The organism is Rhodoligotrophos sp. CJ14 (assembly GCF_038811545.1).
Classification (GTDB): Bacteria; Pseudomonadota; Alphaproteobacteria; order Rhizobiales; family Im1; genus Rhodoligotrophos; species Rhodoligotrophos ferricapiens.
In genome coordinates this window covers 3,269,319-3,294,029 of the sequence record NZ_CP133319.1, presented here as the reverse complement: position 1 = coordinate 3,294,029, position 24,711 = coordinate 3,269,319, and the positions used below count along the sequence as shown (strand labels likewise).

Genomic DNA, 24,711 nt, shown 5'->3' with positions numbered 1-24,711 from the left:
CGGCGAACCCCCGAGTCCCGATGACCGAATTGGTACGCGAGCTGTCCCCGATCGCCCACGAAATCTGGGACATGAAATACCGTTTCAAGCAGCCGAACGGTACCCCGATCGACCAGACGGTGGATGATACATGGTGGCGCGTCGCAAGAGCGCTCGCAGCGCCCGAGCGGTCGGACAAGCGAGAAGCCTACGCAGCGGAATTCTATGAAGCGATGGCGGGCTACCGGTTCCTGCCGGCCGGGCGCATCCTGGCGGGGGCGGGGACGGGACGGCAGGTGACGCTGTTCAACTGCTTCGTGATGGGCACCATCGCCGATGACATGTCGGGCATTTTCGAGGGCCTCCGCGAAGCAGCCCTGACCATGCAGCAGGGTGGCGGGATCGGGAATGACTTCTCGACGCTGCGTCCGCACGGCGCCCCTGTGCAAGGGGTGGGCGCTGATGCCTCGGGACCACTCAGCTTCATGGATGTGTGGGACGCGATGTGCCGCACCATCATGTCCGCGGGGTCCCGCCGGGGCGCCATGATGGCGACCATGCGCTGCGATCATCCGGATATCGAAGCCTTCATCGATGTGAAGCGCGACCCCAACCGGCTGCGCATGTTCAATCTGTCCGTGCTGGTGACCGACGCCTTCATGGAAGCGGTCCGCGATGACAGCGACTGGCCCCTGGTGTTCAGCGGCAGGGTGTTCAAGACAGTGCGCGCCCGGGCGCTCTGGGACAAGATCATGCGCGCCACCTATGATTATGCCGAGCCGGGCGTGATCTTCATCGACCGGGTAAATGCACTCAATAACTTGCAATATTGCGAGCAGATCAACGCCACAAATCCCTGTGGTGAGCAGCCGCTGCCGCCCTATGGGGCCTGCCTCCTCGGGTCTATCAACCTGGCGAGACTGGTGCATGACCCCTTCTCGGGTCAGGCCCGGATCGACGAGGATGAGCTCGGCCGGCTGGTGACCACGGCCGTGCGGATGATGGACAATGTGGTTGATGTCTCGAATTATCCGCTCGAGGCACAACGGAAGGAAGCCTTGGCCAAGCGTCGCATCGGACTTGGTGTGACCGGGCTTGCGAACGCACTCATCATGTGCGGGCTCCGATATGGCAGCGAGGCCGCTGCGGCGCGCGCAAAGGCATGGATGGGCGCGATCGAGCATGCCGCCTATGCTGCCAGTGTGGAGCTTGCGGCCGAGAAAGGTGCCTTTCCACTGTTCGATGCGGATGCCTATCTCGCCAATGGCCACGCATCACGATTGCCCAAGGAGCTTCGAAAGCGCATCGCCAAGCATGGCATCCGAAACGCCTTGCTGACCTCGATCGCACCGACGGGCACCATCTCGCTCTTCGCCGACAATATCTCGAGCGGCGTGGAGCCGGTGTTCAGCTACACCTATCAGCGCCGGGTGCTGCTGCCTGATGGCAGTCATCGAACAGAGCCGGTCTCGGACTATGCCTATCGGATGTTTCGGCGGCTCTTCGGAGAAGAAGCGGCGCTCCCCGAGTTCTTCGTCACCACCCAGGAGCTGAGCCCCCGTGATCACCTGGTCATGGAGGCCGCACTCCAGGCGCATGTGGATAGCTCGATCTCAAAAACGGTGAACGTGCCGCAGGAGATCTCGTTCGAGGCGTTCCGCGACGTCTATCAGCTGGCCTATGACATGGGCCTTAAGGGCTGCACCACCTACCGGCCGAATGAGATCACCGGCTCGGTGCTCAGCATCGAGCAGCCCGCCGGCTCATCGCCGACGCCGGTGGTCGCGGCGACAGGGGCCTCTGATTCGCCGATGGAGAGAGCGTCGGTCCTGCCCGGCTTTACCTATAAGCTGAAGTGGCCAGACTCGGACCATGCCATCTATATCACCATCAACGACACGATGCGCGATGGCCGGCGCGTGCCCTTCGAGATCTTCATCAATTCGAAGAATATGGAGCATTATGCCTGGACGGTGGCGCTGACCCGGATGATCTCGGCCGTGTTTCGGCGCGGCGGCGACGTATCGTTCGTGGTCGAGGAGCTCAAGGCGGTGTTCGACCCGCGCGGCGGCCAATGGCTCAAAGGACGCTATGTGCCGAGCCTGCTTGCGGCAATCGGTGGCGTGATCGAGCAGCATATGCTCGATATCGGCTTTCTTTCCCCCGAAGGGCGTTTCATCCGTGGCACGGATAGCTCGACCGAAGCGAGCAGCGCGCAAGAGACATCGCCGGTACAGCATATGACGCGAGCACCCGCCCAGTGCCCGCGCTGCGGTTCGGCGACTCTGGTTTTCCAAGAGGGATGCGCAACCTGCATGTCGTGCGGCTATTCCCGCTGCGGCTGAGAAGATCTGCGATTCAGGCTTGACGAATGTTCTTTGTTTGTTCTAATTTATTCGCATGATCAAGATCTCCTCCCATTCCGCCCACGTGAACAGCGACGGCCCATTCGGCGACCGCTTCTGGTATTGGAACGGCAGCTCGGGGCGTCGCTATATCCATAGCGTTTTTCGGCTGAAGGATTGCCCTCCCTGCCCCGGTGCCGTCTATCTCGCAATCAGGCGCGATGGTGCTGGTCAGCGCGAGGTCTGTGCCATCGGCCGGTTTCCCCAGGCCTTCGATGGGTTGGGGGGATGCCTTCCTTCTCAGCTCGTCAAGCAGCATGGGGTGAACGAGGTGCATGTTCACCTTCTCGCTGAGACGGATAGCGAGGTGGAAACGGCCCTTGCAGATCTCTCGGCGGCCCTGCTGCCGGCCGCCGCAGAAGAGATGCAACACGAGCCGAGCCCTCACGGTCTGCAGAAGCTGCTCCCGGCATTTGCGGCTTATTTCAAGCTCAAGCCCGAGCGTCCGAGTCGGGCAGCTTGTTCCCCTTCCCGAATCCAGGACGCATAGCAGGGATCCTGACAGCTTGTTTCCGAGATAGCCCGGGAGTCTCAGTCGAGAGATCCTATTGTTGGATGGCCGTAATCCTCTCGGACGGCCTTCAAGCTCCATCGGTGTTAAGGCTTGCGGGCAGCCTCGATCACGCATCTTACGCTCGCGAGAACCGGAAGGTTAGAGCGCCTTCGCTTTCAATCGGAAAGCCGCTCTCGTAATTGCCCCATGTATTCTTCAGCGGCCGGCATCCACTTCGCTCTAAAATGCCTTGGTGCGGCCTCTCGCATTCTTCACGCGAACCGGTACCCGCTGCGCTCGAAAATGCTTAGGCGCTCAAGCCGGAGGCGGAGGGTACGAATTGCGCTCATCGGCCGTGATTCCGCGGATAACACGGCAAGGGTTGCCAGCTGCAAAAACGCCAGCGGGAATGTCACGGGTCACAACGCTGCCGGCGCCGATCACTGTACCCGACCCAATGCTCGCACCCGGCAGGACAAGGGCGCCTGCACCGACCCATACGTCCGCCCCGATCTCAACCGGTTTCCCATATTCCTGCTTCCGGCGCAGGGCTGCATCGAGGGGATGCATCGGCGTGAGAACCTGAACACCCGGCCCGAACAGGGTGTAGTCACCGATACGCACTCGGCAGACATCGAGGACCACGCAGTTGAAGTTGAAGAATACGCGCTCACCCAGTTCGATGTTGTAGCCGTAATCGCAGTAGAATGGCGGCTGCATCCATACGGTGTCACCGCCCTTTCCAAAAATTTGCGTACACAGTGTTCGACGCAGAGCCTCATCGGCATCACTCGATGCGTTGAGCTTTTGGCATAACCGCCTCACCCTGTATCGATCCGCGACGAGATCTGGATCCAACGCATCGTAAAGCTCGCCAGCCAGCATTTTTTCACGTTCGCTGCGCATCAGCGTTCTCCCCTCCTAGACCTTATCCCCGCTCCAGCGCTGAGACCCAAGCACAGAGAACTCATAACCCGCGCCCTGATGGAGGCAGGCTTCACAATGTCTGCCGTATACTCGCGCGCGATGGCTCACCTTGAGCCATGTTCCGATCAGAACAGCGGCGGCAGTTCCAAGATCTCGAATGGTCCGAAATAGACATTGCCGTTCCGGATTGCCACCTTCACGTGAAGCGCCCCTTCACGGCCGGAGGTGGCGCCTTCGAGCATCGTGAGCATATTGAGTGAAAAGGCGGCCTCGAGCTCGCCAAGCCGGCCGGCTTCCCGCAGCTGATCCAGGATGCTCTTCAGGTTGGTCACTTCGGTCGCAAGATCGCCATTTGCCCTGCCCTGCGCATCGAATGTGACCTCGCCAGTGGCATTGATGTTCACGGCCTCATGCTGGCCATTCAGCCGCGTGATCTTGATCACGCCGCCCCTGGCGACGAATTCCCGCAGGGCACTGCTGGGATCGAGGGTGGTATTGAGCTGCGTGTCCGTCTCGCCGCGCAGCGTCAGCCGATCAAGCTCGATGGGAATGCCTGTGGCCGATGTGACTGCCGGCCCGGCGAGGGAAACCTCCTGCCCGCTGGCGGCAAATTCCAGGACTGGCGAAGGCCCACCAGCCCGCTCAATGAACCGTGTGTGCACCTCGAGATAACGCGCACGACCCTGGGCGAAATAGCCATCCCTGCCGCCGAAATCGGCAACCGCCTCCTTCAGCACCAGATCGGTCCGCGCAAGATCGCCCTCCGAGAAGATGAGGCTGGACGTGGCCTCACCAAAGCTCGTCGAAATGATGGTCGAAGGGGCGGCAAGCCCCGCCTCGCCGATGCGGTAGGTGGCCGGCGGCGCTCCCGCTGCGAGGACATGGCGGGGATTATAGAGCTGGAAGACCGTTTCGAGCCGGCCAAGATCGATCGAACCGGCACCAGCCTTGCTCGCCCAACTCAGCTTCAAAGGCGCGCAGCTCATTTCAATGCGGAAGGGATAGCCGCCCCAGTCCTGGTCATTGCAGGAGAGTGTCATGCCGTGCTGGGCCGCCTTCTGCACCCAGTCTTCGAAGCCGTGACGACTCATGGAGGACGCAACCCACCAATATCCGGACCAGATCAGAAAAAGTGCCAAAAGCCCCAAAAAGGGCAAAGCGATACGCCAAGACACACTCCTTGCCGACGGCAATGAGCGCGCCTGGTTGGGATCATTGGCGGTGTGATCTATAGAATGCGGCATCACAACTCATACGAACGGATGTTTCGGGGATCATGCAGGACTTCTGGGTTTTTGGCTACGGATCGCTCATGTGGCGACCAGGGTTCGCGTTTGAGGAGCAGCGACCGGCGCTGCTGCGCGGCGCGCATCGTTCGCTTTGCGTGTTCTCCCATGTCCATCGCGGAACACCCGAGAGGCCAGGGCTGGTGCTTGGATTGGACCAGGGCGGCTCCTGCCGTGGCACCGCGTTCCGGGTCGCGCCGGAACGCTGGAGCGAAGTCGTCACCTATCTGCGTGCCCGCGAACAGGTCACCGATGTCTATCGCGAGGCCGTTCGTAAAGTTTCCTTTACGGACAGAAATGGCAGTGGTGCCGCCGATGCGCTCGTCTTCCTCATCGATCGACGGCACCGGCAATATGCCGGCAGGCTCACCGTTGAACAGCAGGTGCCGCTGATCCTGCAGGGCTGCGGCATTTCAGGCCAGTGCTCGGAATATGTCCGCTCGACGGTGTTGCATTTGCGCGAGCTCGGCATCCATGATCCCGAGCTCGAGGCGGTCATGGCCGCCCTGGATGGTCAGGAGGCGGTGCTCACACCCGGTAAGTGACGCCGGGCAGCACGCACAGCATCTCAAATAACAGGTTCGCGCCGGTGATCGCCGTGTTTCCCGTGGTGTCATAGGGGGGCGATACCTCAACCAAATCGCACCCCACGAGATTGAGCCCGCGGCAGCCGCGAATGATCTCGATGCCTTGCGGAACCGTCAGGCCACCGATTTCCGGTGTCCCTGTGCCGGGCGCGTAAGCGGGATCGAGGCTGTCGATATCGAAACTCAGATAGACCGGCCCATCGCCGAGCTGGGCGCGGACCTCCTCCATGAGCGGCGTCAGCGACTTGTGCCAGCATTCTTCCGCCTGGACCACACGGAACCCTTGTGACCGCGGCCAGTCGAAATCTTCCGCTTCATAGCCCGTGCCGCGCAAACCGATCTGAACCACCCGCTTGGGATCGATGGCCTCATCTTCCACGGCCCGGCGGAATGGCGTGCCATGGGCAATCTTCTCGCCGAACATGGTGTCGTTGATATCCGCGTGCGCATCCACATGGATGAGGCCAACGGGGCCGTATTTCTTTGCCATGGCCTTGAGGACAGGAAACACAAGCGTGTGGTCACCGCCCAAGGTTAGCGGCCGAGCCCCATGGGCCAGGATCCTGCTCGTATAGAATTCCTCAATGATCCGCACGGAATCCTTGAGATCGTACGGGTTGGTGGGCACATCGCCGATATCGGCCACCTGGAGTGAATCGAACGGCGCGGCGCGCGTTGCCATGTTATAAGGTCGGAGCATAACCGACTCGGTGCGGATCTGCCGCGGTCCAAAGCGGGTGCCGGAGCGGTTGCTCGTGCCGATATCGAGGGGAATACCGACGAAGCAAGCATCAAGACCTGCCGCGCTTTCGACATACGGCAACCGCATCATGGTCGCTATTCCGCCGAAACGGGGCATGTCGTTGCCGCTCAAGGGTTGGTTGAAGACGCGGGTCATCGGAGCTGGCCTTTCATTGAGTTAAGCGCCTGCAAATGGATCCTGTACTAGACACTGAAAGCGCCTCCTGTTTCTGATGGCAAGGGGCGGAGCTGATTTCCGCGCTGGCAAGAGGTTCGAATCCGACAATGGTCGACCATAAGGTGGATATCGCAGTCATCGGCGCGGGGATCGCAGGCATCGGAATCGGCGCCGAATTGGCGCGCTCGCGCAGCGTCATCGTCCTGGAGGCGGAAGAGCGCCCCGGCTATCACTCGACCGGCCGATCCGCTGCGATCTATCTCAAGCATTACGGAAACGCGACGATCCGACAGCTCACGGCGAGGAGCGAGGCCTTCTACCGGAATCCGCCGGCAGAGGTCACGGAAACACCGCTGCTGTCACCGCGCGGTGAACTGATGCTCTCCGATGGCAGCGATGATGACCTCTTTTCGCAACATGTGGAAGGAAGCCCGCTCCTCACCGAGATCTCGCCCAAGGAGGCGCTGGCCATGGTGCCAATCCTCCGGCCTGAGAAGGTGCGCCGGGCGGCGATCGAGGATGCGTCTGACATCGATGTGAACGCGCTGCATCAAGGCTGGATTCGATTGATGCGCAAGCGTGGCGGGACACTCCTCTGTGATGCGCGGGTGAGCAGCCTCAAGCACGAGAATGGCCGCTGGCTGATCGAAAGCCCCGCCGGCACGGTGTCCGCCGACATTGTGGTCAATGCCGCCGGCGCGTGGGCAGACAAGGTTGCCGCCATGGCCGGGCTTACCCCGATCGGACTGACCCCCTGCCGCCGCAGCATGGCGGTCTTGCCGGCACCAGAGGGCTATGACGTGACCGGCTGGCCGTTGTTCGGCCCTGCGCGCGAGCTCTGGTATTGCAAGGCGGAAGCGGGCACGCTCTATGTCTCGCCCGCCGAGGAGGATCCGGTCGAGCCTCACGACGCCTATCCCGATGACATGGTGCTCGCCGAAGGTCTCGACAGATTCGAGCAAGCGGTGACCATTACCGTCAACCGTATCGAACGAAGCTGGGCCGGTCTTCGGACCTTCGCTCGGGATCGAACGCCGGTGATCGGCTTCGACCCGTCGGCTGAAGGATTCTTCTGGCTCGCCGGCCAAGGGGGATATGGAATTCAGACCTCACCTGCTGCCTCACGCCTGGCAGCTGGGTTGGTGCTTGGCGAAAGGCCCGGCAGCGATGATGAACAGACCGTGATCGCAAGCCTCAATCCCGGCCGTTTTCGTTGAGATGGTATGCCCTTCATCCGGCCCATGGGCGAAGGGTGATTGATCGTGCGGGGCTGGGAATGATACCAGAATGCAATTGATGCAGCCTGATCCAGAACATTTGAGGCATCGTTTGCGACTTCATCGTCCAGCGGTCATCGCCCTCCTCATTCTTGCCATGGTCTGGCAGACCGGGGCAGCGCTCGCGGGGCCGACATTGGTGTTCGAGGCCGTCTCGGGGCGCGTCATTGCCGGCGAGAACGAGAGCGAGCCGTGGCATCCCGCCTCCCTAACCAAGCTGATGACGGCCTATGTGACGTTTCTCGCCATCAAAGCCGGGCGCTTCTCGCTGGATAGCGACATCGTCTATTCCGAGCGCGCGAGCGTGCAGCCGCCCAGCAAGATCGGCCTGAAGCCCGGCAGCACGCTGAAGCTCGATCTTGCCCTGGAGGGAATGCTGGTCCGTTCGGCCAATGACTTCGCCGTTGCCATTGCCGAGAATGTGGGGGGCTCATTCCCCCGGTTTATCCAGTTGATGAATGAAACCGCCCGGCAGATCGGGATGACGGGCACCTATTACGCCAACCCGCATGGATTGCCGGATATCCGCCAGGTCACCACTGCCCGCGATCTCGGCATATTGGTCAATAATATCATCCGCGATTTCCCTGAGTATCAGCACTATTTCTCCGATCCCGCCGTCAGCGTCGGCAACCGCCAGCTCGCCAACCGGAACAGCTTGCTCCGGCAGATGAAGGGCGCGGATGGCATGAAGACGGGCTATATCTGCAGCTCCGGGTACAATCTCATCGGTAGCGCCACGGTGGACGGGCGGCGGCTGGTCGCGGTGGTGCTTGGCGCAAAGAGCGGCGGCAGCCGCACGGCGATTGCACAGTCACTACTGGAGCAGGGGTTCAGCGCGCCGGTTGGCGATCGCACCGTCTACGGCCTCAAACCGGGTGCGCTCGCGCGGGCAACCTTGCCAAGCGACCTCACACCTCTCGTGTGCAATTGGAAGCCCTCATATGAAATCACCAAGCCGGAGGACCTGCAGGGCTGGGGCGTGGCTCTCGGCCGGTTCGGCGCGCCGGATGTCGCCTATGACATGATGAACAAATGGCTGCTGGGCACGCGCTATGTGTTCTATGGCGGGCGTGGAGTCGTGGTGAAAATGCCGTTCAAGGGCGATTATCTGGTGATGGTCGATGATCTGAGTGATACTCAAAGCCAGGCCATCTGCAGCTATCTCCAGTCGAATGAGGCGCCCTGCCAAGTCATGACGCCGGATAATTTCGCGCGGATGGCGCAGGAGAACCAAGAGGAGATCGCTCAGCGCAAGGCCGCTGGCGCGAAGGTAGAGGCCGCCAGCGCCCCTGGTCGCGAGCCGGCCCAGGGCAATGACAGTGACGAGTGATCATTCTCGAAACTCGACGCGGCGCCAGATCGACGTGCTCCCCGTTTCAGTGCTGACCGGGTTTCTGGGGGCGGGAAAGACCACATTGCTCAATCGGCTGCTGGCCAATGCCGAGATGAACCGGACCGCGGTGATCATCAACGAATTCGGCGAGATTGGGCTCGATCACCTCCTGGTCGAAGAGAGCAGCGACAACATCATCGAGATGTCAAGCGGGTGCCTCTGCTGCACCATTCGCGGCGAACTGGTCGATACGTTGGTCGACTTGCTGGAGCGGCGAGACGATGGACAGATCATGGCCTTCGACAGGATCATGATCGAGACCACAGGCTTGGCCGATCCTGCACCGGTGCTGCATGTGCTGATGAGCCATCCGATCCTGGTTCGGCGGCTGAGGCTCGACAGTGTCATCGCGGTTATCGATGCCGTGAATGGCTCGGCTAGCCTCGATGCCCATGGGGAAGCTGTCAAGCAGGCAGCCATGGCCGACCGTCTGGTGCTGACGAAGACGGATATTGCCGATGATGACGCGATCACCTCGCTCCGGACCCGGCTCGCAGCGCTCAATCCGGCAGCGCCAATCTTGAATGCTGCCAAGGGTGAGATCTCTCCGGCAACATTGCTCGATGCTGGTTTGTACAATGCGTCCAGCAAGAGTGTGGATGTGGCGCGGTGGCTCGCGGAAGAGGCCTATAGCGATCATGCGCATGAGCATAGTCACGAGCATGATCATGCTCACGACGAAGCCAGCCACGACATCAACCGGCATGACGACCGGATCCGGGCCTATTGCATCACCACCAAGGAGGGCATCGCCGAGCTGTCGTTCAGCCTGTTTCTGGAGCTTCTGAACGCGCAATATGGCCAGGATCTGCTGCGGATGAAGGGTATTGTGAAGCTGCAGGAGGACCCTGGCCGACCCCTGGTGATCCATGGGGTGCAGGGGCTGGTGCATCCGCCAGTCCGGCTGGAGCGCTGGCCGGGCGAAGACCAATCGACGCGGCTCGTGTTCATCACGCGCGACATCGAAAAGCAAAGGGTCGAGGCGCTTCTCGGCGCGTTCACCGATCAGCTGACCGGATCAGGCGCGGCGTTAATCGACAAGACGTTATCGCTCGGTTCGGACAGACCGCTCTCGTAAGTCCTGCCCCTATAATCAGCCGGCCTTGCGGATCACGAACGTGTAGATGCCGTCCTCGCTCTTGACGTCGAGAAGCTCGTGCCCCGCTTCAGCACAGAAATGCGGAATGTCGATGCGCGACATCGGGTCAGTGGCTTCCACCCGTAAGACCGACCCTACCGGCAAGCTCATCAGCCGCTTACGGGCTTTCAGGACCGGCCAAGGACATTGCATATTGCGGACGTCTAGAACGCCTTCGCTTTTCTCCGCATCGCGGAACCGCTCAAAGTTATTGCTGTGTCGCATTTGACCACGCGAACCGGGACCCACATTGCTCGAAAACGCTCGAACACGGGCTTCAATGACATTATCGGGCACTGAGCATTCTGCCACAGACAGGCACGGCAGGATCAATTCCCCAAGCCGATGCTGAATGTCGCAGGCAGGATTAACGGCTTATAATCACATGTGGCGGACTATATGCTTCGCCAACCTTATTATATTATCCCGATATAATGCGCCCGCCCACCGAGAATATCGGCTTTCTCATTTTCGAGGTTGCCCGACTCATGCGTCGGCGCACGGACCAGGCGTTCGAACGCGCGGGCCTTGGCCTCACCTCGGGCGAGGCACGTACTCTCGCCTATGCCGCGACTTTCGAGGGCTTGCGGCAGACGAGCCTTGCGGAACTCATGAGCATCGAGCCGATGACGCTGGTGGGCTTCCTCGACAAGCTGGAGGCGAGAGGCCTGGTGGAGCGGTTGCCGGATCCGGACGACCGCCGCGCCAAGCTGATTCGGGTCACGCCGAATGCTGGCCCCATCATCGAACGGGTCATGGAAATCGCTGCGGCAACCCGCTGCTCCGCGACGCAGGGGATGGCACCGGAGGCGATCGAGCAGCTTCGGCAAGCCCTCAAGCTCATGCGCAGCAATCTGATGACCGATGACCGGGAGCCACAAGCATGACGCCCGTCATGTCTCCGATGCGCACCGCCATCATCGGTGGGCTGCTGGTTGCCATGGGCTCGATCAGCATGGCGCTCTATACGCCGGCCATGCCAACGCTGGTCCGCACTTTCCAGACGGATCCGGCCACGATCAAACTGACCCTGACCGTCTATTTCGCAGGTTTTTCGCTCGCCCAACTGATCAGCGGACCGGTGTCCGATGCCTTCGGACGGCGCCCCACCACTCTTGCATTCTTTGTGATCTACATCCTTGGCAGCCTGATTTGCGCTGTGACGCCCACGGTCGACTGGTTGCTGGTGGGGCGGGTGCTGCAGGGGATCGGGGCCGCGGCAGGGGTCGCCCTCTCGCGCGCAATGGTGCGTGATCAGTTCACCGGTCAAGCCTCTGCGCAGATCATGAACGCCATCGGCATTACGCTGACCCTCGGCCCGGCGCTTTCGCCAACGCTGGGCGGTCTCCTACTCACCTCGTTCGGCTGGCATTCGATCTTCATCGCCATGGTGATCTATGGCTGTGGACTCGCCGCGCTGGTCACTTTCGCGCTGCCGGAAACTCTCCCGCAACGGGACCCGTCGAAGCTCCAACCGCGGACCATACTGAGAAACTATTCAATCCTGCTTTTTGACAGCCGGTTCGTCAGGCCAACGCTGGTGATGGCGCTTTCCGTCGGTGGGCTTTACACCATGGCCGCCATTCTGCCTTTCGTGCTGGTGGACCAGGTCGGCCTCACACCAACGCAGTTCGGTATGGGCATGCTGCTGCAGTCAGGCTCATTCCTGTTGGGATCCTTGATCGTGAGCCGGATTCTCAAGCACAGGGACGCCCGCAAGGTGGTCCCATTCGGGCTCGCCGCCATCCTTATATCGGGCCTGACCATGGCAGTGGTGCTGCGCGTCATCGAGCCAAGCTTTCTGTCGGTGATGCTTCCGGTTGGTATTTGGGCCTTTGGGTTGGCCTTCGTTCTGCCGGCCATAACGACCGATGCCCTGGCGCCGTTTCCGAAGGTTGCGGGTTCCGCCTCCGCACTCATGGGATTCCTGCAGATCGGCGCAGGCTTCGCGGGCACTCTCGTTTCCGCGCTGTTCGCCGAGCCGCTGACCGCCCTTGCCACCCTGCTTCCGCTCATGGGACTTGCGACGGCGCTCATCTATGCTTCGGGCGGCAAGAGCGGGCGAAAACCGGGTACGGCGTCCGGCGTGGCGCCTGCAGAGTGATCAGCTCAACAGGTGAAGCCAGCCCAGCGCGATGAGAAAGCTCGCCGCTGTCATCACTATGCCTGAACGGGCAAAATCAGCAAATCCAAGCCGAACCCCGAGCAGGGATGCCCGCTCGGCGACGATGATATTGGCGATCGAGCCCGTCAGCAGAAGGTTGCCCGCCAATGTCGACAAGATGGAAAGCGCGATGAGCGTGGGCTGGCTGAGGTCCGGCAGCACGGTCGTCAGCAAGATGACCGCGGGAACATTGCCGATGGTGTTGGACAGAACGAGGGACAGAGGCGCCAGCACATGGAGCTGATCAAGCGCCATGCCCTGCTGCGACATCCAGCTCAGCGCGGTATCGGCGAGCCGGGTTGAGGCGAAGGCTTCGGTGATGCCGAAGAGACAGATGAACAGGATCAAGAGCGGCCAGTCCACCGATTGCAGCATGGCGCGGCTGGACAGATGGCGCGACAGCAGCATGATCCCGGCAATGGCGAGCGCGCTGATCTCCCGAGGGATCGGCGTTGCAAAGAGGGCGATGAGCAGAAGGAGCCCGGCGAGGCCTTTGCCGATCTGGTACCGGTCCGTGCGGATGGGCGCCTGTACCTCAACTGCTTGAGGTGTCTTGGCCAGGGCCGCAGACCAGGTCAGCCGCACCACAGCGTAAACGATGGCTAAGCTCATCACGGCAATGGGCGTACAAAAGGCAGCAAAGTGCCAGAAGTCGATCGCGCCGACCTGACCGATCAGAATGTTCTGAGGGTTGCCGATGAGCGTTGCCGCTGAGCCTGCATTCGCCGCTCCCGCAAGTGCGATGAGATAAGGACGGGGATCGAGACCACGTGCTGCAAGCCCTTGGCAGACCAGTGGGGTGAGGGCAAAGACCACCACGTCATTGGTAAGCAGCGCAGAGAGGATGCCCGTCACCGCCACCAATATTGCGAGAAGCTTCGCCGGATCATGCGCGCTGTTGGTAACGGCGCGGGCGCAGAGGTCGTAAAAGCCCGAGCCCTGGAACTGCGCCGACAGGATCATTAGGGCGAAAAGCAGGATGATCGTCGACAGATCGATCGCGTCGGCAGCGCTGGACAGGCTCGTGGCGCCGGACGCGATCAGAATGGTTATTCCGATCAGCGCGATGCCGGTGCGGTCGACAGCGAGGCCAGGCACGCGCCCGAGCGCCATGCCGACATAGGTGAGGCAGAAGACCGCAACAATGAGCCCCGACATGGGAGCCTAGCCCGCGGCGCTTACGCTCCCGACCGGCGGTTGCGTGAGGCCAGGGTGCGCAGCCGCAGGGCATTCAGCTTGATAAAGCCCTGGGCGTCCTTCTGATCATACGCGCCGGCATCATCCTCGAATGTCACCAATGTCTCCGAATAGAGAGACTTATCGCTCTGACGGCCAGTGACGATGACATTGCCCTTATAGAGCTTGAGGCGAACGACACCCTCCACATGCTCCTGGCTCTTATCGATCAGGGCCTGGAGCATCTCGCGCTCGGGGGAGAACCAGAAGCCGTAATAGATGAGCTCCGCATAGCGCGGCATCAGCTCGTCCTTCAGGTGCGCCGCGCCACGGTCGAGCGTGATCGACTCGATGGCCCGATGGGCCGCGTGAAGGATCGTGCCGCCCGGCGTCTCATAGATGCCGCGGGATTTCATGCCGACGAAGCGGTTCTCGACCATGTCAAGGCGGCCAATGCCATTGGCCTTGCCCATCTCATTCAGCTTGGTGAGCAGCTCAGCCGGTGAAAGCCGCTGGCCGTCGATGGAGACGGCATCGCCCCGCTCGAAGCCGATTTCGACGGTGGTGGCAAGGTCCGGCGCATCTTCCGGCGAGACGGTGCGCTGGAAGACATATTCCGGAGGCTCGCTCCACGGATCCTCCAGCACCTTGCCTTCGGATGAGGAGTGCAGAAGGTTTGCATCCACCGAGAAGGGTGCTTCGCCGCGCTTGTCCTTTGGCACCGGGATCTGGTGCTTCTCGGCGAAATCAATGAGGTCGGACCGGCTCTTGAAGCTCCATTCCCGCCAGGGCGCAATGACCTTAATGTTGGGGTCGAGCGCATAGTAGGAAAGCTCGAAACGGACCTGGTCGTTGCCCTTGCCGGTCGCGCCGTGACAAACCGCATCAGCACCGGTCTGGCGTGCGATCTCGATCTGCCGCTTGGCAATCAATGGCCGCGCGATGGACGTGCCGAGAAGGTAGATGCCCTCATAGAGCGCATTGGCCCGGAACATCGGGAAGACGAAGTCGCGGACGAATTCCTCGCGGAGGTCTTCAACGAAGATCTCTTTGCAGCCCAGCAGCTCTGCCTTTTTACGGGCCGGTTCCAGCTCTTCGCCTTGGCCGAGATCGGCGGTGAATGGCACCACCTCGCAGCCATAAGTGGTCTGGAGCCATTTGAGGATGATCGAAGTGTCCAGCCCGCCTGAATAGGCGAGCACCACCTTCTTGACGTCCGACATGCCTGCCCTCTTATGCGGGGGAAAGAAGTTGCCGCCGCTTATAGAGCGGCACAGGATAATGGGCAATATCAGCCGCAGCGAATCGCGCGAAGGATAGACATGGCTAGCATCGATTTCTGGTACGACTTTGCCTCGCCCTATTCCTATATCGCGGCCGTCCGAATTGGCGAGCTGGCCGAGGATGCCGGGCTCACGGTGCGGTGGCGGCCCTTCTTCATGGGTGGCCTGGCCAAGGAGTTGGGCAGCCGGCAGCCTGACGCGAAGATGCAGTACATGCAGCGCGATATGGAGCGGCTGTGCAGAGACTATGGGCTCAGCTATCGCGCGCCCGATCCCTTCCCCCAGAACAGCCTGCTGGTGGCAAGGGTGGCCCTGACCACACCGGTATCACTTCAACGGGATGTGTTCAGCCGCAACGTGTTCGACCATGAATTCGGAGAGGGAGGATCTATCTCGGATGAAAATGTCGTCGCGCATCTTTTGACGGAGATCGGCCTCGAGCCGCAGTCTGTCCTGCAGGAGGCGACCAGCGAGGAGATCAAGCAGAAGCTGAAGGCGGAAACGGCCGAAGCTCAGCGCCTCGGCCTGTTCGGTGCGCCCTCCTTCGTGCTGGAAGATGGCGAGGTCTTCTGGGGACACGACCGGCTCGATCGCGCGATCGCCTGGGGCGAGCGCCTGCGCCGAAAAGGCTGAGCATGTCAGTGCCGGAAATGGCGGATCCCGGTCAGAACCATAGCGAGACCTGCTTCGTCAGCCGCGGCAATCACCTCATCGTCCCGCATTGACCCGCCAGGCTGGATCACCGCGGTTGCGCCGGCCTCTACGGCCGCCATCAGGCCATCGGCAAAAGGAAAGAACGCGTCCGACGCCACGACCGAGCCGTGAGTCAGCGGTTCGGACAGGCCTGCCGCCTGGGCCGCATCAGCCGCCTTGCGCGCGGCAATCCTCGCTGAATCAACCCGGCTCATCTGCCCAGCGCCGATACCGACGGTTGATCCGTCCTTGGCATAGACGATGGCGTTCGACTTCACATGCTTGCACACGGCGAAGGCAAAACGCAGATCCGCAAGCTCCTGAGCGGTGGGAGCACGCTTGGTCGCAACCTTGAGGGCAGCCGGGTCGACATAGCCATTATCGCGGCTCTGGACGAGCAGACCGCCGCTCACGGATTTGACGAGCTGGCCCGGCGCGCGCGGATCAGGCAGGCCACCCGCCAGAAGCACGCGAAGGTTCTTCTTGGCCGCAAAGAGGGCAAGCGCCTCGTCATCCGCGTCCGGGGCGATTATCACCTCTGTGAACAGCTTGCTGATCTCTTCGGCGACTTCCGCATCGATCGGCCGGTTGAGCGCCACGATGCCGCCAAAGGCGCTGACCGGATCACAGCGCAGCGCCTTGCGATAGGCCTCAACAAGGCTCGAGCCGATGGCAACGCCACAAGGGTTTGCGTGTTTGACGATGACGACCGCCGCTGTCTCCTGCGGATCGAACTCGGCCACGCATTCATAGGCAGCATCCGTGTCGTTGATGTTGTTGTAGGAGAGCTCCTTGCCCTGGACCTGGCGCGCGGAGGCAACGCCAAAACGCTGCTCGCCGGTCTTGTAAAAGGCGGCAGACTGGTGAGGGTTCTCACCATAACGCAATGGCTGGACGCGCTTGCCGCCAAAGGCGCGATAGACCGTATCGGGATCGGTCAGCTCGCTCGCGAACCAGTTGCTGATCGCCGCATCATAGGCGGCGGTGCGCGCAAAGGCCTTCGCGGCCATCCGCCGGCGAAATGCCAGGGGGCTGGCACCGCCATGAGTGGCCAGCTCCTGCAGCAAAGCCTCAAAATCGGCGGGATCCACCACAACGGCCACATGGTCGTGGTTCTTGGCTGCCGCGCGGATCATGGCGGGGCCGCCGATATCGATATTCTCTATGGTCTCATCGAAGCCAGCACCCCGCGCGATGGTCTCTTCAAAGGGATAGAGATTGACCACGAGCAGGTCGATCGTCTCGATGCCATTGGCGCGGCGGGCCTCCTCATGTTCGGCATTGCCGCGAATGGCGAGAAGCCCGCCATGGATCTTTGGGTGCAAGGTCTTGACCCGGCCGTCCATGATCTCGGGAAAGCCGGTCACGCTGGAGACGTCCTCAACTGGAAGGCCAGCGTCCTTGAGGGTGCGCGCGGTGCCCCCGGTCGAGATCAGCGCGATACCAAGCGCGTCAAGACGGCGGGCAAGGTCCAGCAATCCGGTCTTGTCGGAAACGGAAATGAGGGCGCGGCGAACAGGAACGATATCGGGCATGGCGGAACTCCAACTGAGATGTGCCCGATAGCACTTCTTAGGCCAGGAAGGAACCTCGGCCGGCCGTGGATCTTCGCGTCATCATTTCACATGCCCAAGGGCAGTTCCGGTCCCGGATCTCGATGGCTCGTGGTGGCCGGCTTGTCAATGCGTTTGAAGGCCCATTTCACCGTGCGGTTGAGACCGACACGTCCGGTCAAGACGATCTGCTGGGTGCGACGCGGCGTGGCGAGCCCGGGCAGATAGACACTATCCTGAACCTCAAGGGAGGCGCCGCGGGCCGAGAATTTCCAGCCGACACGGTTCGGCAACACGAGGCTGACGCTCAAACCATCACGGGCGGTCATCACCTTGACTGAGGGATGCAGGTGAAAGCGAATGGCAAAGGGCGTATCCGGCGCCGTCATGCGGCCATCAGGTGCCGCAAGGAAGCGGTCCTCCCCCCGCAGATCCGCGCCGTGCTTGGCCAGAAACAGCCGACGCTCGTGCAGGTAGCCGAATTGCGAGAGATAGCCATTGTGATAGGCCTCGAGCACCGCGCCGGTCTCGTGACTGGTGAGCTCGCCATAGACAGTCTGGGGCCCCAATAGAACCGGGCCACCGAATACCCGTTCCGTGAGCCGGTTATCCAGAATGAGGCTCGCCGAGCGCTCGCCCATGCAGACCGTGGAGTGGGCTGCCGTGCGGCGGGAGGCTGCCATCCAGGCCGCATTGCCCGTCTTTGAGGTGCCGCAATTCACAACGATGCGGTGGGCGCCATCGCTGAACTCGAAGGCCAGCGGGCCGGATTGCATGGCCGGATTGAGCCCCACGGCCGGGGGCCGGCCCACATCCACCAGCACTGTGCTGCGGCCAAAGGCCAAGCGGGCATACCCGGTATGCCTGGCGAGGGTGATCGGCTTGCCGCGAACGTCATCGGCATCGATCACGGCGCGTACCGCACCCGGCATGTGGTCGTTGACCCCGTTGAAGGTGGCGATGCCGTCATCTCCATGCAGCAGAAAGCGCAGGAAAGGCAGCATACGCTCGACAGCGGCATCCAGAGGCTGGGGCGTGTAGAGCTTGCGCGCATGCAATGTTTCGCGCAAAGGCAGCAAATCGAGCAGCAGTTCCACCGTTGCTGCGGGATTGCGCGAAATATGCCCACCATCAGGAAGGATCTGCTCTTGCAGTTCCTCGGCTAGGCGATCAAGCAGCTCCACCCGCAGCTTTTCTATGCCGCCAAGTGAGGTTGCGGCATAGCCGAGCGCGATCGCCGCATCGAGCCGGCCGCGGTTCAGAGGTGCGAAGTTGAGAGATCTCGCGAGGTAGCCGGCTTGCCGGTTGAGGCTGCTGAAGAACTTCCGTGCGAATGCCTGATCCGAATTGTAGAGGACAAAGGTCCCATGCAGGATCCAGGACATGAGCCTGCGAGCGGCAACCGCGAGTTCCCTGGCCACTGGTGCCTTGTAGCGCCGGCTCTCAATCCAGTCGCAGATCAGGGCGCGGGCCTGGATGCGCGCGAGCTCCGTGCCCGCCGCCTCAAGATGCTTGAGCCAGGCAAAGCCGTGGAGTTCGCCGGCGAAGCTCGCGGGTACCGGGCTTACATCGAAAATCACGTGGCTGCCGGCATTGATCACATGGCCGGCGAGACTGAACTGGCCACGATAGACCGCGGCAGCGAAATCGGGATTGCCGCGAATCAGGGGACGCGGCGGGTGGTTGAGCGTAGTGGCCTTGAAAGAAAGCCTCGGAATCAGGCCTGCGGCACGATCGACGAAACCGTGGGCAGTACGACGCGCCAGGGCATCGAACAGCTCTGCGGCAGCAGAAGATCCCGTCGCGGCGGCCATTATTGTCTGGCCTCCACGACTGTGAGCGCAATGAGCTCAGTTTGATCAGCCGCGCAGCGCGTCGATCTCGGCGGCATAATGGCTTGGGTCGCCTCCGAAGATCGCCGTGCCTGCAACCAGGACATTGGCGCCGGCCGCCACACAGCGCGCTGCTGTACTCGGATTGATACCGCCATCGACTTCCAGATCAATATCCCGCCCGCTGCGGTCGATCATCTCACGCACCCGCGTAACCTTGCGCAGCACGCTTTCAATGAAAGATTGTCCGCCGAAGCCCGGATTGACCGTCATCACCAGCACCAGGTCGAGATCGTCGATGAGAGGCTCGATCGCCTCCGCCGGCGTACCCGGGTTGAGGGCCAGACCCGCCTTGCAGCCCGCATGCTTGATCGCCTGGATCGTGCGGTGCGTGTGTGGGCCCGCCTCGACATGGGCGGTAATGATATTCGCTCCGGCATCGGCGAATGCCCCGATGAAGGGATCGACCGGCGCAATCATCAGATGCACGTCGAATATCTTATCCGAACAGGATCTTAACGATTTGATAACGCTGGGGCCAAAAGAGATGTTCGGCACGAAATGGCCGTCCATCACATCGAGATGGATGTAATCGGCGCCGGCGGCGTCGACCGCGCGCACCTCCTCGCCCAGCCGGTCGAACCGGGCGGCAAGGATGGATGGCGAGACCTTGATCTGTCGTTTGTTCATATCGTCGCTGATATCAGCACCGCCGTGGTGCAGCAAGCAACTCCGCCATTGACGGTCCCGCTATATCCGAATGAATATTGCGGAAATCTGACAGGAGCAGACATGATCCGGGGCCTCATCATTGCCATTCTTGCTGCCTGCAGCCTCGTTGGCGGTGCGGCCGGCTCCCCTGCAAGAGCGCAGGAGGTGACGATTTTCGCAGCCGCGAGCCTGACCGACGCCCTGGAAGCGCTTGGCCGGGCCTATGCGGCAAAGAGTGGTGGCGCTTTACGGTTTTCCTTTGCATCCTCTTCCACGCTCGCCCGGCAGATCGAGGCGGGGGCGCCGGCCCAAATCTTCATTTCCGCAGACGAAAAGTGGATGGACTATGTGACGGAACGGGGTTTGGTCGCTCAAACGACGCGGGTGAGCCCAATTGGCAACGAGCTGGTGCTGATCGCGCCGACGGCGAGTGATCAGGGACCGGTCGCGATCTCGACTGCGCTCGATATTGCTGGCCTGCTTGGTGGAGATGGCCGGCTCTCGGTCGGTGATCCCGAACATGTGCCCGCCGGAATTTATGCGAAGGAAGCGCTGACAAGGCTGGGGCTTTGGACTTCGGTGGAGGCGAAGCTCGCCAGGGGCGACAATGTGCGTGCGGCGCTGGCCTTGGTGGAACGAGGAGAGGCGCCGCTCGGCATCGTCTATGGCACAGATGCCCAGCAGTCGGTTAAGGTGAAAATTATCGGCAGGTTTCCTGCGGAAGCCTCAAGTGCCATCACCTATCCCTTTGCCATTGTGAAAGGCCAGGACACGCCCGAGGTAAAGAAGGCGTTCGCCTTCATCACGGGACCAGACGCCCTCACGATCTACAAAGAGTTCGGGTTCAGCGTGAACTGACATGGACTTGTTAACGCCCGCGGAAACCGAAGCCCTCCTCCTCAGCCTCAAGATCTCCTTGGTTGCGGTCGGCTTTGCGCTGCCGCTGGCGATTGCAGCGGCCTATCTGCTGGCGCGGTGCGAATTTCCGGGCAAGACCATCGTCGATGGCATTCTGCATCTGCCGCTTATCCTGCCGCCGGTGGTGATGGGCTATCTCCTGCTGGTCACGCTCGGCACGAAAGCACCGCTCGGAGCATGGCTGCTCGACAGTTTCGGCATTCGCTTCATTTTCAGCTGGACAGGCGCCGCACTGGCTGCCGGCATCGTCACCTTCCCGTTCCAGGTGCGCGCCATAAGGCTGGCGCTGGAGACAATTGATTCGGGGCTTGAGACCGCAGCGGAGACCTTGGGCTCCGGACCCCTGGATCGTCTGTTCTCAATCACACTGCCGCTTGCCTTGCCAGGGATCATCGCCGGGGCCATCACGGCCTTTGCCGCAAGCCTCGGTGAGTTCGGCGCGATCATCACCTTCGTCTCGAACATTCCCGGCGAGACCCGGACCATTCCACTTGCCATCTATACCGCGATCCAGAGCCCTGGCGGTGAGGCTGCGGCGGCCCGGCTCGCCGCACTCTCGATCTGTCTGGCTCTCGCCGGCCTATTCCTGTCGGAACTGGCTGCCCGCAAGCTCAGGCGCTATCTTTCGGGATGACGCTTCTGGTCGATATCAGCCATGGGCTGGGCGCGTTCAGGCTCGAGGCCCGTTTCGAGGCGCCCGAGGTCGGGGTCACTGCCCTGTTCGGCCCCTCAGGTTCTGGCAAGACCACGACCTTGAACGCCATTGCAGGATTGATGAGGCCCGAACGGGGCCGGATCATCATCAACGGCCAAACAGTATTCGATCGTGAGCGGCATATCGCCGTTCCGGCCCGCGAACGGCGGATCGGCTATGTTTTCCAGGATGCACGGCTTTTCCCGCATCTCTCGGTCGAGCGAAACCTGTTGTTCGGCTGGAAACGCGCCGGCCGGCCGCTCGATGAGACAGCGATAAAGGAAGTGATCGAACTCCTGGCACTCGGCGCCCTGCTTGATCGTCGCCCTGGCAAGCTGTCGGGTGGTGAAAAGCAGCGGGTTGCGATCGGCCGAGCGCTGCTCACCGCACCAAGCCTGCTGCTGATGGATGAGCCGTTGACGGCGCTTGACGCCGCCCGGCGGGAGGAGATCCTTCGCTATCTCGAACGACTGCGCGACCGCATGCTGCAACCCGTGGTCTATGTCACCCATTCCCTTGATGAGGTGACCAGGCTTGCAGACACGATCGCCGTGTTCGACCAGGGCAAGGTCACCGGCTTTGGCAGTATCTACGACGTTCTGGCCGATAGCCGCATCCAGTTGCTGGCGGGCCTCAGCGATGCCGGTGCAGTGATCGCGGCCCAGGTGCTGGAGCATCTGCCCCGGTTCGGTCTCACCCGGCTTGGCTTCACTGGCGGTGTGATCACGGTTCCGCGGGTTGAGAAAGCGCCTGGCGAAGAGGTTCGCATTCGCATTCCGGCGCGCGACGTCCTGCTGTCCCGCACAGCGGTGGATGGCGACATCAGCGCCAACAATGTGCTGCCCGCAACCATCGTGGCGTTGCGGGCGCATAATGAAGAGGTCGAGGTTACTCTCGATTGCGGCGGCACGCGGCTGACGGCGCGCATTACCGCCTATTCCTGTGCAAGGCTCGCGCTCGAGCCAGGGCAAAGAGCCTATGCCATTTTCAAGACAGTAACCGTCGACCGGGCGGCTTCAGCTCGCCTTTAGCAATGGATCGCGGGCTCATCCGTTTGCGATGTACTGGCCGCCATTGACGGCGATGACCGCCCCGGTGGTGAAGGCGGCGGATTCGCGTGCGAGGAAGCAGACCATCTCGGCCACCTCGTGCCCCGTGCCGAGCCGGCCGACCGGGATCGAGGCCACAATATTCTCCAGCACCTTGGGTGGTACGGCTGCAACCATCTCGGTATCGATATAACCGGGGCAGATGCAGTTTACCGTGATGCCCTTGCGAGCCGTTTCCTGCGCCAGTGCCTTGGTGAACCCGATGACGCCGGCCTTGGCCGCTGAATAGTTCGCCTGGCCCATCTGACCCTTCTGGCCATTGATGGAAGAGATATTGATGATCCGGCCAAAGTTTCGCTCACGCATGGGCTCGATGAGCGGCCGGGTCATGTTGAACATGGAATCGAGGTTGACGCGCAGCACCTCCGACCATTGCTGATAGCTCATCTTGTGCAGCATGCTGTCGCGGGTGATGCCGGCATTGTTCACCAGCGTGCAAACAGGGCCGAGATCGGCCTCGACCTCGCAAATGCCCTCGGCGCAAGCCTCGGGGTCGCCGACATTCCATTTATAGACGCGGATGCCGGTTTCCTTGTTGAATGCCTTGGCCGTTTCATCATTGCCGGCATAAACGGCAGCGACGGCATACCCCTCCTTGTGCAATGCACTCGAGATACACGCACCGATGCCACGGGTTCCGCCCGTCACGATCGCCACTCGTCCCATAGACCAATCTCCCTACCCCAAGGTCCCGCGAGGCATGCCCGGCCTGCTGCTTCGTCATGTTCCGGGCATGGCTCACGCCAATCAGCCGTCTGCGATGAACGCAGATCTGGCTAGTCTCGTTCAACACACATTGCGATCCCCATACCGCCACCGATGCAGAGAGTGGCCAAGCCGCGCTTTGCATCCGAGCGTTTCATTTCGTGCAAGAGCGTTGTGAGGATCCGCGCGCCGGAGGCGCCGATCGGGTGCCCGATGGCGATAGACCCGCCATTGACATTCACACGATCCGTATCCCAGCCCATGTCCTTGTTCACCGCGCAGGCTTGGGCGGCAAACGCCTCGTTCGCCTCGATCCGATCGAGATCGGATGGCTTCCAGCCGGCCTTCGCCAAGGCCTTGCGGGAAGCGGGGATCGGGCCGGAGCCCATAACCTGGGGATCAACGCCCGCAGTGGCCCAGGACGCGATTCGCGCAAGAGGCTCAAGCCCACGCCGCTCGGCCTCGTTCGCACTCATCAGAACGAGCGCCACCGCGCCATCATTGATGCCCGAGGCGTTGCCGGCGGTCACGGTGCCATCCTTGACGAAGGCCGGCCGCAGCTTTTGCATGGTCTCAAGATTCGCGCCGTGGCGAATATATTCGTCCTCGGATACCACTCGGTCGCCCTTGCGCTCCTTGATCGTCACCGGCGCGATCTCGTCCTTGAACCGCCCGCTCTTCTGGGCATCCTCCGCCTTGTTTTGAGAGCGAACAGCAAACTCATCCTGCATCTCGCGGGTAATCTGCCACTGATTTGCGACATTTTCGGCAGTGTTGCCCATGTGATAGCCGTGAAATGCATCCCACAGACCATCCTTGATCATCGTGTCGATCATCTGATAGTCGCCCATCTTGTGTGCGGTGCGGAGATGAGCGGCGTGCGGACTGAGCGACATGCTCTCCTGGCCACCGGCGACGATGATCCCGGCATCTCCCGTCACGATCTGCTGCAAGCCCAAGGCGACCGACCGCAAGCCCGAGCCGCAGACCTGATTGACCACCCAGGCGGTCGCTTCCTTCGGCACACCAGCGGCCATAGCGGCCTGGCGGGCCGGGTTCTGGCCTGCCGCGGCGGTTAAAACCTGGCCCATGATGACCTCATCGACCTCGTCAGCCGCAACGCCCGCCTTCTCCAAGGCAGCGCGGATCGCCACAGCGCCAAGCTCATGAGCCGGCACTGATGCGAAAGCACCATTGAAGGCGCCAACCGGTGTACGCTGTGCCGACACGATCACCACGTGGTCTTTTTCCGTCATCCGAACCTCCTCTTGACATGCGCCGATATGCTCTCACCGGCCGTGCCCCATGTGCTTCCACCCGAGCCTACCTACTCACCCATTGCGGCAACGGAAGCGCGAATGCAAGCTAACCGAGTGACCATCAACGATATCTTCGATTGGCCTTGCACAACGGCATTGTGCCCTGCGAAAATATATGGCGGTTGCTTTACGGCGAAACCGGGAGCG

General features: G+C 61.6%; 23 protein-coding genes. 12 read left to right on the top strand and 11 right to left on the bottom strand.

All coding sequences use genetic code 11. The annotated features are described in order from the left end of the window. The first annotated feature begins 20 nt into the window (after window positions 1–20). Both RCF49_RS15330 and RCF49_RS15325 read left to right on the top strand, forming a co-directional pair. A complete protein-coding gene (locus tag RCF49_RS15330) occupies window positions 21–2,324 on the top strand; it encodes an adenosylcobalamin-dependent ribonucleoside-diphosphate reductase (RefSeq protein WP_342640673.1) in 2,304 nt (767 codons plus the stop codon). A 55-nt stretch (window positions 2,325–2,379) separates the two neighbouring features. Continuing rightward, entirely contained in the window at window positions 2,380–2,874 is a 495-nt protein-coding gene (locus RCF49_RS15325) for a hypothetical protein (RefSeq protein ID WP_342640672.1), read from the top strand. Window positions 2,875–3,192: 318 nt separating this feature from the next. Here RCF49_RS15325 and RCF49_RS15320 read toward each other — a convergent pair whose 3' ends face one another. Together RCF49_RS15320 and RCF49_RS15315 are read right to left on the bottom strand one after the other, a co-directional pair. Beyond that, the gene (locus tag RCF49_RS15320) at window positions 3,193–3,783 is read right to left on the bottom strand and encodes a sugar O-acetyltransferase (RefSeq protein WP_342640671.1); all 591 of its coding nucleotides are present in this window, start codon (window positions 3,781–3,783) and stop codon (window positions 3,193–3,195) included. A 146-nt stretch (window positions 3,784–3,929) separates the two neighbouring features. Next, window positions 3,930–5,048 carry a DUF2125 domain-containing protein gene (locus RCF49_RS15315; protein WP_342640670.1) on the bottom strand — a complete coding sequence of 373 codons (1,119 nt, stop codon included), beginning with the start codon at window positions 5,046–5,048 and terminating at the stop codon, window positions 3,930–3,932. 32 nt (window positions 5,049–5,080) lie between these two features. Between RCF49_RS15315 and RCF49_RS15310 the strand changes: the two genes are divergently transcribed. Further along, window positions 5,081–5,635 (top strand): gamma-glutamylcyclotransferase, encoded by a 555-nt coding sequence (locus RCF49_RS15310; protein ID WP_342640669.1) that lies wholly within the window; start codon window positions 5,081–5,083, stop codon window positions 5,633–5,635. On the opposite strand, the gene speB is transcribed toward RCF49_RS15310, so the two are convergent. Next, on the bottom strand, window positions 5,619–6,575 hold the full coding sequence (gene speB / locus RCF49_RS15305; protein ID WP_342640668.1) for an agmatinase: 957 nt from the start codon (window positions 6,573–6,575) through the stop codon (window positions 5,619–5,621). The two genes, RCF49_RS15310 and speB, sit on opposite strands and share 17 nt — an antisense overlap. 128 nt (window positions 6,576–6,703) lie before the next feature. Here speB and RCF49_RS15300 point away from each other — a divergent pair, with 128 nt between their 5' ends. The 3 genes from RCF49_RS15300 to RCF49_RS15290 all read left to right on the top strand — a co-directional run bounded on the left by RCF49_RS15300 (window position 6,704) and on the right by RCF49_RS15290 (window position 10,347). Beyond that, on the top strand, window positions 6,704–7,813 hold the full coding sequence (locus RCF49_RS15300) for an NAD(P)/FAD-dependent oxidoreductase (protein WP_342640667.1): 1,110 nt from the start codon (window positions 6,704–6,706) through the stop codon (window positions 7,811–7,813). A gap of 112 nt (window positions 7,814–7,925) precedes the next feature. Next, on the top strand, window positions 7,926–9,206 hold the full coding sequence (locus RCF49_RS15295) for a D-alanyl-D-alanine carboxypeptidase family protein (protein WP_342640666.1): 1,281 nt from the start codon (window positions 7,926–7,928) through the stop codon (window positions 9,204–9,206). After that, window positions 9,190–10,347, top strand: coding sequence for a CobW family GTP-binding protein (locus tag RCF49_RS15290; RefSeq protein WP_342640665.1), 1,158 nt, complete (start codon window positions 9,190–9,192; stop codon window positions 10,345–10,347). The genes RCF49_RS15295 and RCF49_RS15290 overlap by 17 nt, the downstream gene beginning before the upstream one ends. Before the next feature lie 15 nt (window positions 10,348–10,362). Here the strand turns inward: RCF49_RS15290 and RCF49_RS15285 are convergent, their stop codons facing one another. After that, on the bottom strand, window positions 10,363–10,632 hold the full coding sequence (locus RCF49_RS15285) for a sulfurtransferase TusA family protein (RefSeq protein ID WP_342640664.1): 270 nt from the start codon (window positions 10,630–10,632) through the stop codon (window positions 10,363–10,365). 209 nt (window positions 10,633–10,841) lie between these two features. Between RCF49_RS15285 and RCF49_RS15280 the strand changes: the two genes are divergently transcribed. Both RCF49_RS15280 and RCF49_RS15275 read left to right on the top strand, forming a co-directional pair. Continuing rightward, the gene (locus RCF49_RS15280; protein ID WP_342640663.1) at window positions 10,842–11,294 is read left to right on the top strand and encodes a MarR family winged helix-turn-helix transcriptional regulator; all 453 of its coding nucleotides are present in this window, start codon (window positions 10,842–10,844) and stop codon (window positions 11,292–11,294) included. Further along, window positions 11,291–12,511 carry a multidrug effflux MFS transporter gene (locus RCF49_RS15275; protein WP_342640662.1) on the top strand — a complete coding sequence of 407 codons (1,221 nt, stop codon included), beginning with the start codon at window positions 11,291–11,293 and terminating at the stop codon, window positions 12,509–12,511. Before RCF49_RS15280 ends, RCF49_RS15275 begins: the two co-directional genes overlap by 4 nt. Here the strand turns inward: RCF49_RS15275 and RCF49_RS15270 are convergent, their stop codons facing one another. Together RCF49_RS15270 and RCF49_RS15265 are read right to left on the bottom strand one after the other, a co-directional pair. Beyond that, window positions 12,512–13,729 (bottom strand): SLC13 family permease, encoded by a 1,218-nt coding sequence (locus tag RCF49_RS15270; RefSeq protein ID WP_342640661.1) that lies wholly within the window; start codon window positions 13,727–13,729, stop codon window positions 12,512–12,514. It abuts the gene before it with no gap. 20 nt (window positions 13,730–13,749) lie between these two features. Further along, window positions 13,750–14,970, bottom strand: coding sequence for an argininosuccinate synthase (locus tag RCF49_RS15265; RefSeq protein ID WP_342640660.1), 1,221 nt, complete (start codon window positions 14,968–14,970; stop codon window positions 13,750–13,752). Window positions 14,971–15,069: 99 nt separating this feature from the next. On the opposite strand from RCF49_RS15265, the gene RCF49_RS15260 reads away from it, so the two are divergent. Next, window positions 15,070–15,663, top strand: a complete 594-nt coding sequence (locus RCF49_RS15260; protein WP_342640659.1) for a 2-hydroxychromene-2-carboxylate isomerase — start codon at window positions 15,070–15,072, stop codon at window positions 15,661–15,663. 5 nt (window positions 15,664–15,668) lie between these two features. On the opposite strand, the gene purH is transcribed toward RCF49_RS15260, so the two are convergent. The 3 genes from purH to rpe form a co-directional block, all read right to left on the bottom strand. Beyond that, window positions 15,669–17,258, bottom strand: coding sequence for a bifunctional phosphoribosylaminoimidazolecarboxamide formyltransferase/IMP cyclohydrolase (gene purH / locus RCF49_RS15255; RefSeq protein ID WP_342640658.1), 1,590 nt, complete (start codon window positions 17,256–17,258; stop codon window positions 15,669–15,671). A gap of 86 nt (window positions 17,259–17,344) precedes the next feature. Then, window positions 17,345–19,090, bottom strand: a complete 1,746-nt coding sequence (locus tag RCF49_RS15250; RefSeq protein ID WP_342640657.1) for a heparinase II/III family protein — start codon at window positions 19,088–19,090, stop codon at window positions 17,345–17,347. Between the two features lie 45 nt (window positions 19,091–19,135). After that, entirely contained in the window at window positions 19,136–19,798 is a 663-nt protein-coding gene (gene rpe, locus RCF49_RS15245; protein WP_342640656.1) for a ribulose-phosphate 3-epimerase, read from the bottom strand. 102 nt (window positions 19,799–19,900) lie between these two features. Between rpe and modA the strand changes: the two genes are divergently transcribed. Genes modA through modC form a run of 3 tightly spaced genes read left to right on the top strand, consistent with a single transcriptional unit; the run spans window position 19,901 to window position 22,462 of the window. Next, complete coding sequence (modA, locus tag RCF49_RS15240; protein WP_342640655.1) at window positions 19,901–20,677, top strand: molybdate ABC transporter substrate-binding protein; 777 nt, start codon at window positions 19,901–19,903, stop codon at window positions 20,675–20,677. Window position 20,678: 1 nt separating this feature from the next. Beyond that, window positions 20,679–21,371, top strand: a complete 693-nt coding sequence (modB, locus tag RCF49_RS15235; RefSeq protein ID WP_342640654.1) for a molybdate ABC transporter permease subunit — start codon at window positions 20,679–20,681, stop codon at window positions 21,369–21,371. Then, on the top strand, window positions 21,368–22,462 hold the full coding sequence (modC, locus tag RCF49_RS15230; protein WP_342640653.1) for a molybdenum ABC transporter ATP-binding protein: 1,095 nt from the start codon (window positions 21,368–21,370) through the stop codon (window positions 22,460–22,462). The genes modB and modC overlap by 4 nt, the downstream gene beginning before the upstream one ends. 15 nt (window positions 22,463–22,477) lie before the next feature. Here modC and phbB read toward each other — a convergent pair whose 3' ends face one another. Continuing rightward, window positions 22,478–23,206 carry an acetoacetyl-CoA reductase gene (gene phbB / locus RCF49_RS15225; RefSeq protein WP_342640652.1) on the bottom strand — a complete coding sequence of 243 codons (729 nt, stop codon included), beginning with the start codon at window positions 23,204–23,206 and terminating at the stop codon, window positions 22,478–22,480. A gap of 110 nt (window positions 23,207–23,316) precedes the next feature. Beyond that, window positions 23,317–24,501, bottom strand: coding sequence for an acetyl-CoA C-acetyltransferase (locus RCF49_RS15220; protein WP_342640651.1), 1,185 nt, complete (start codon window positions 24,499–24,501; stop codon window positions 23,317–23,319). Between the last annotated feature and the right edge of the window lie 210 nt (window positions 24,502–24,711).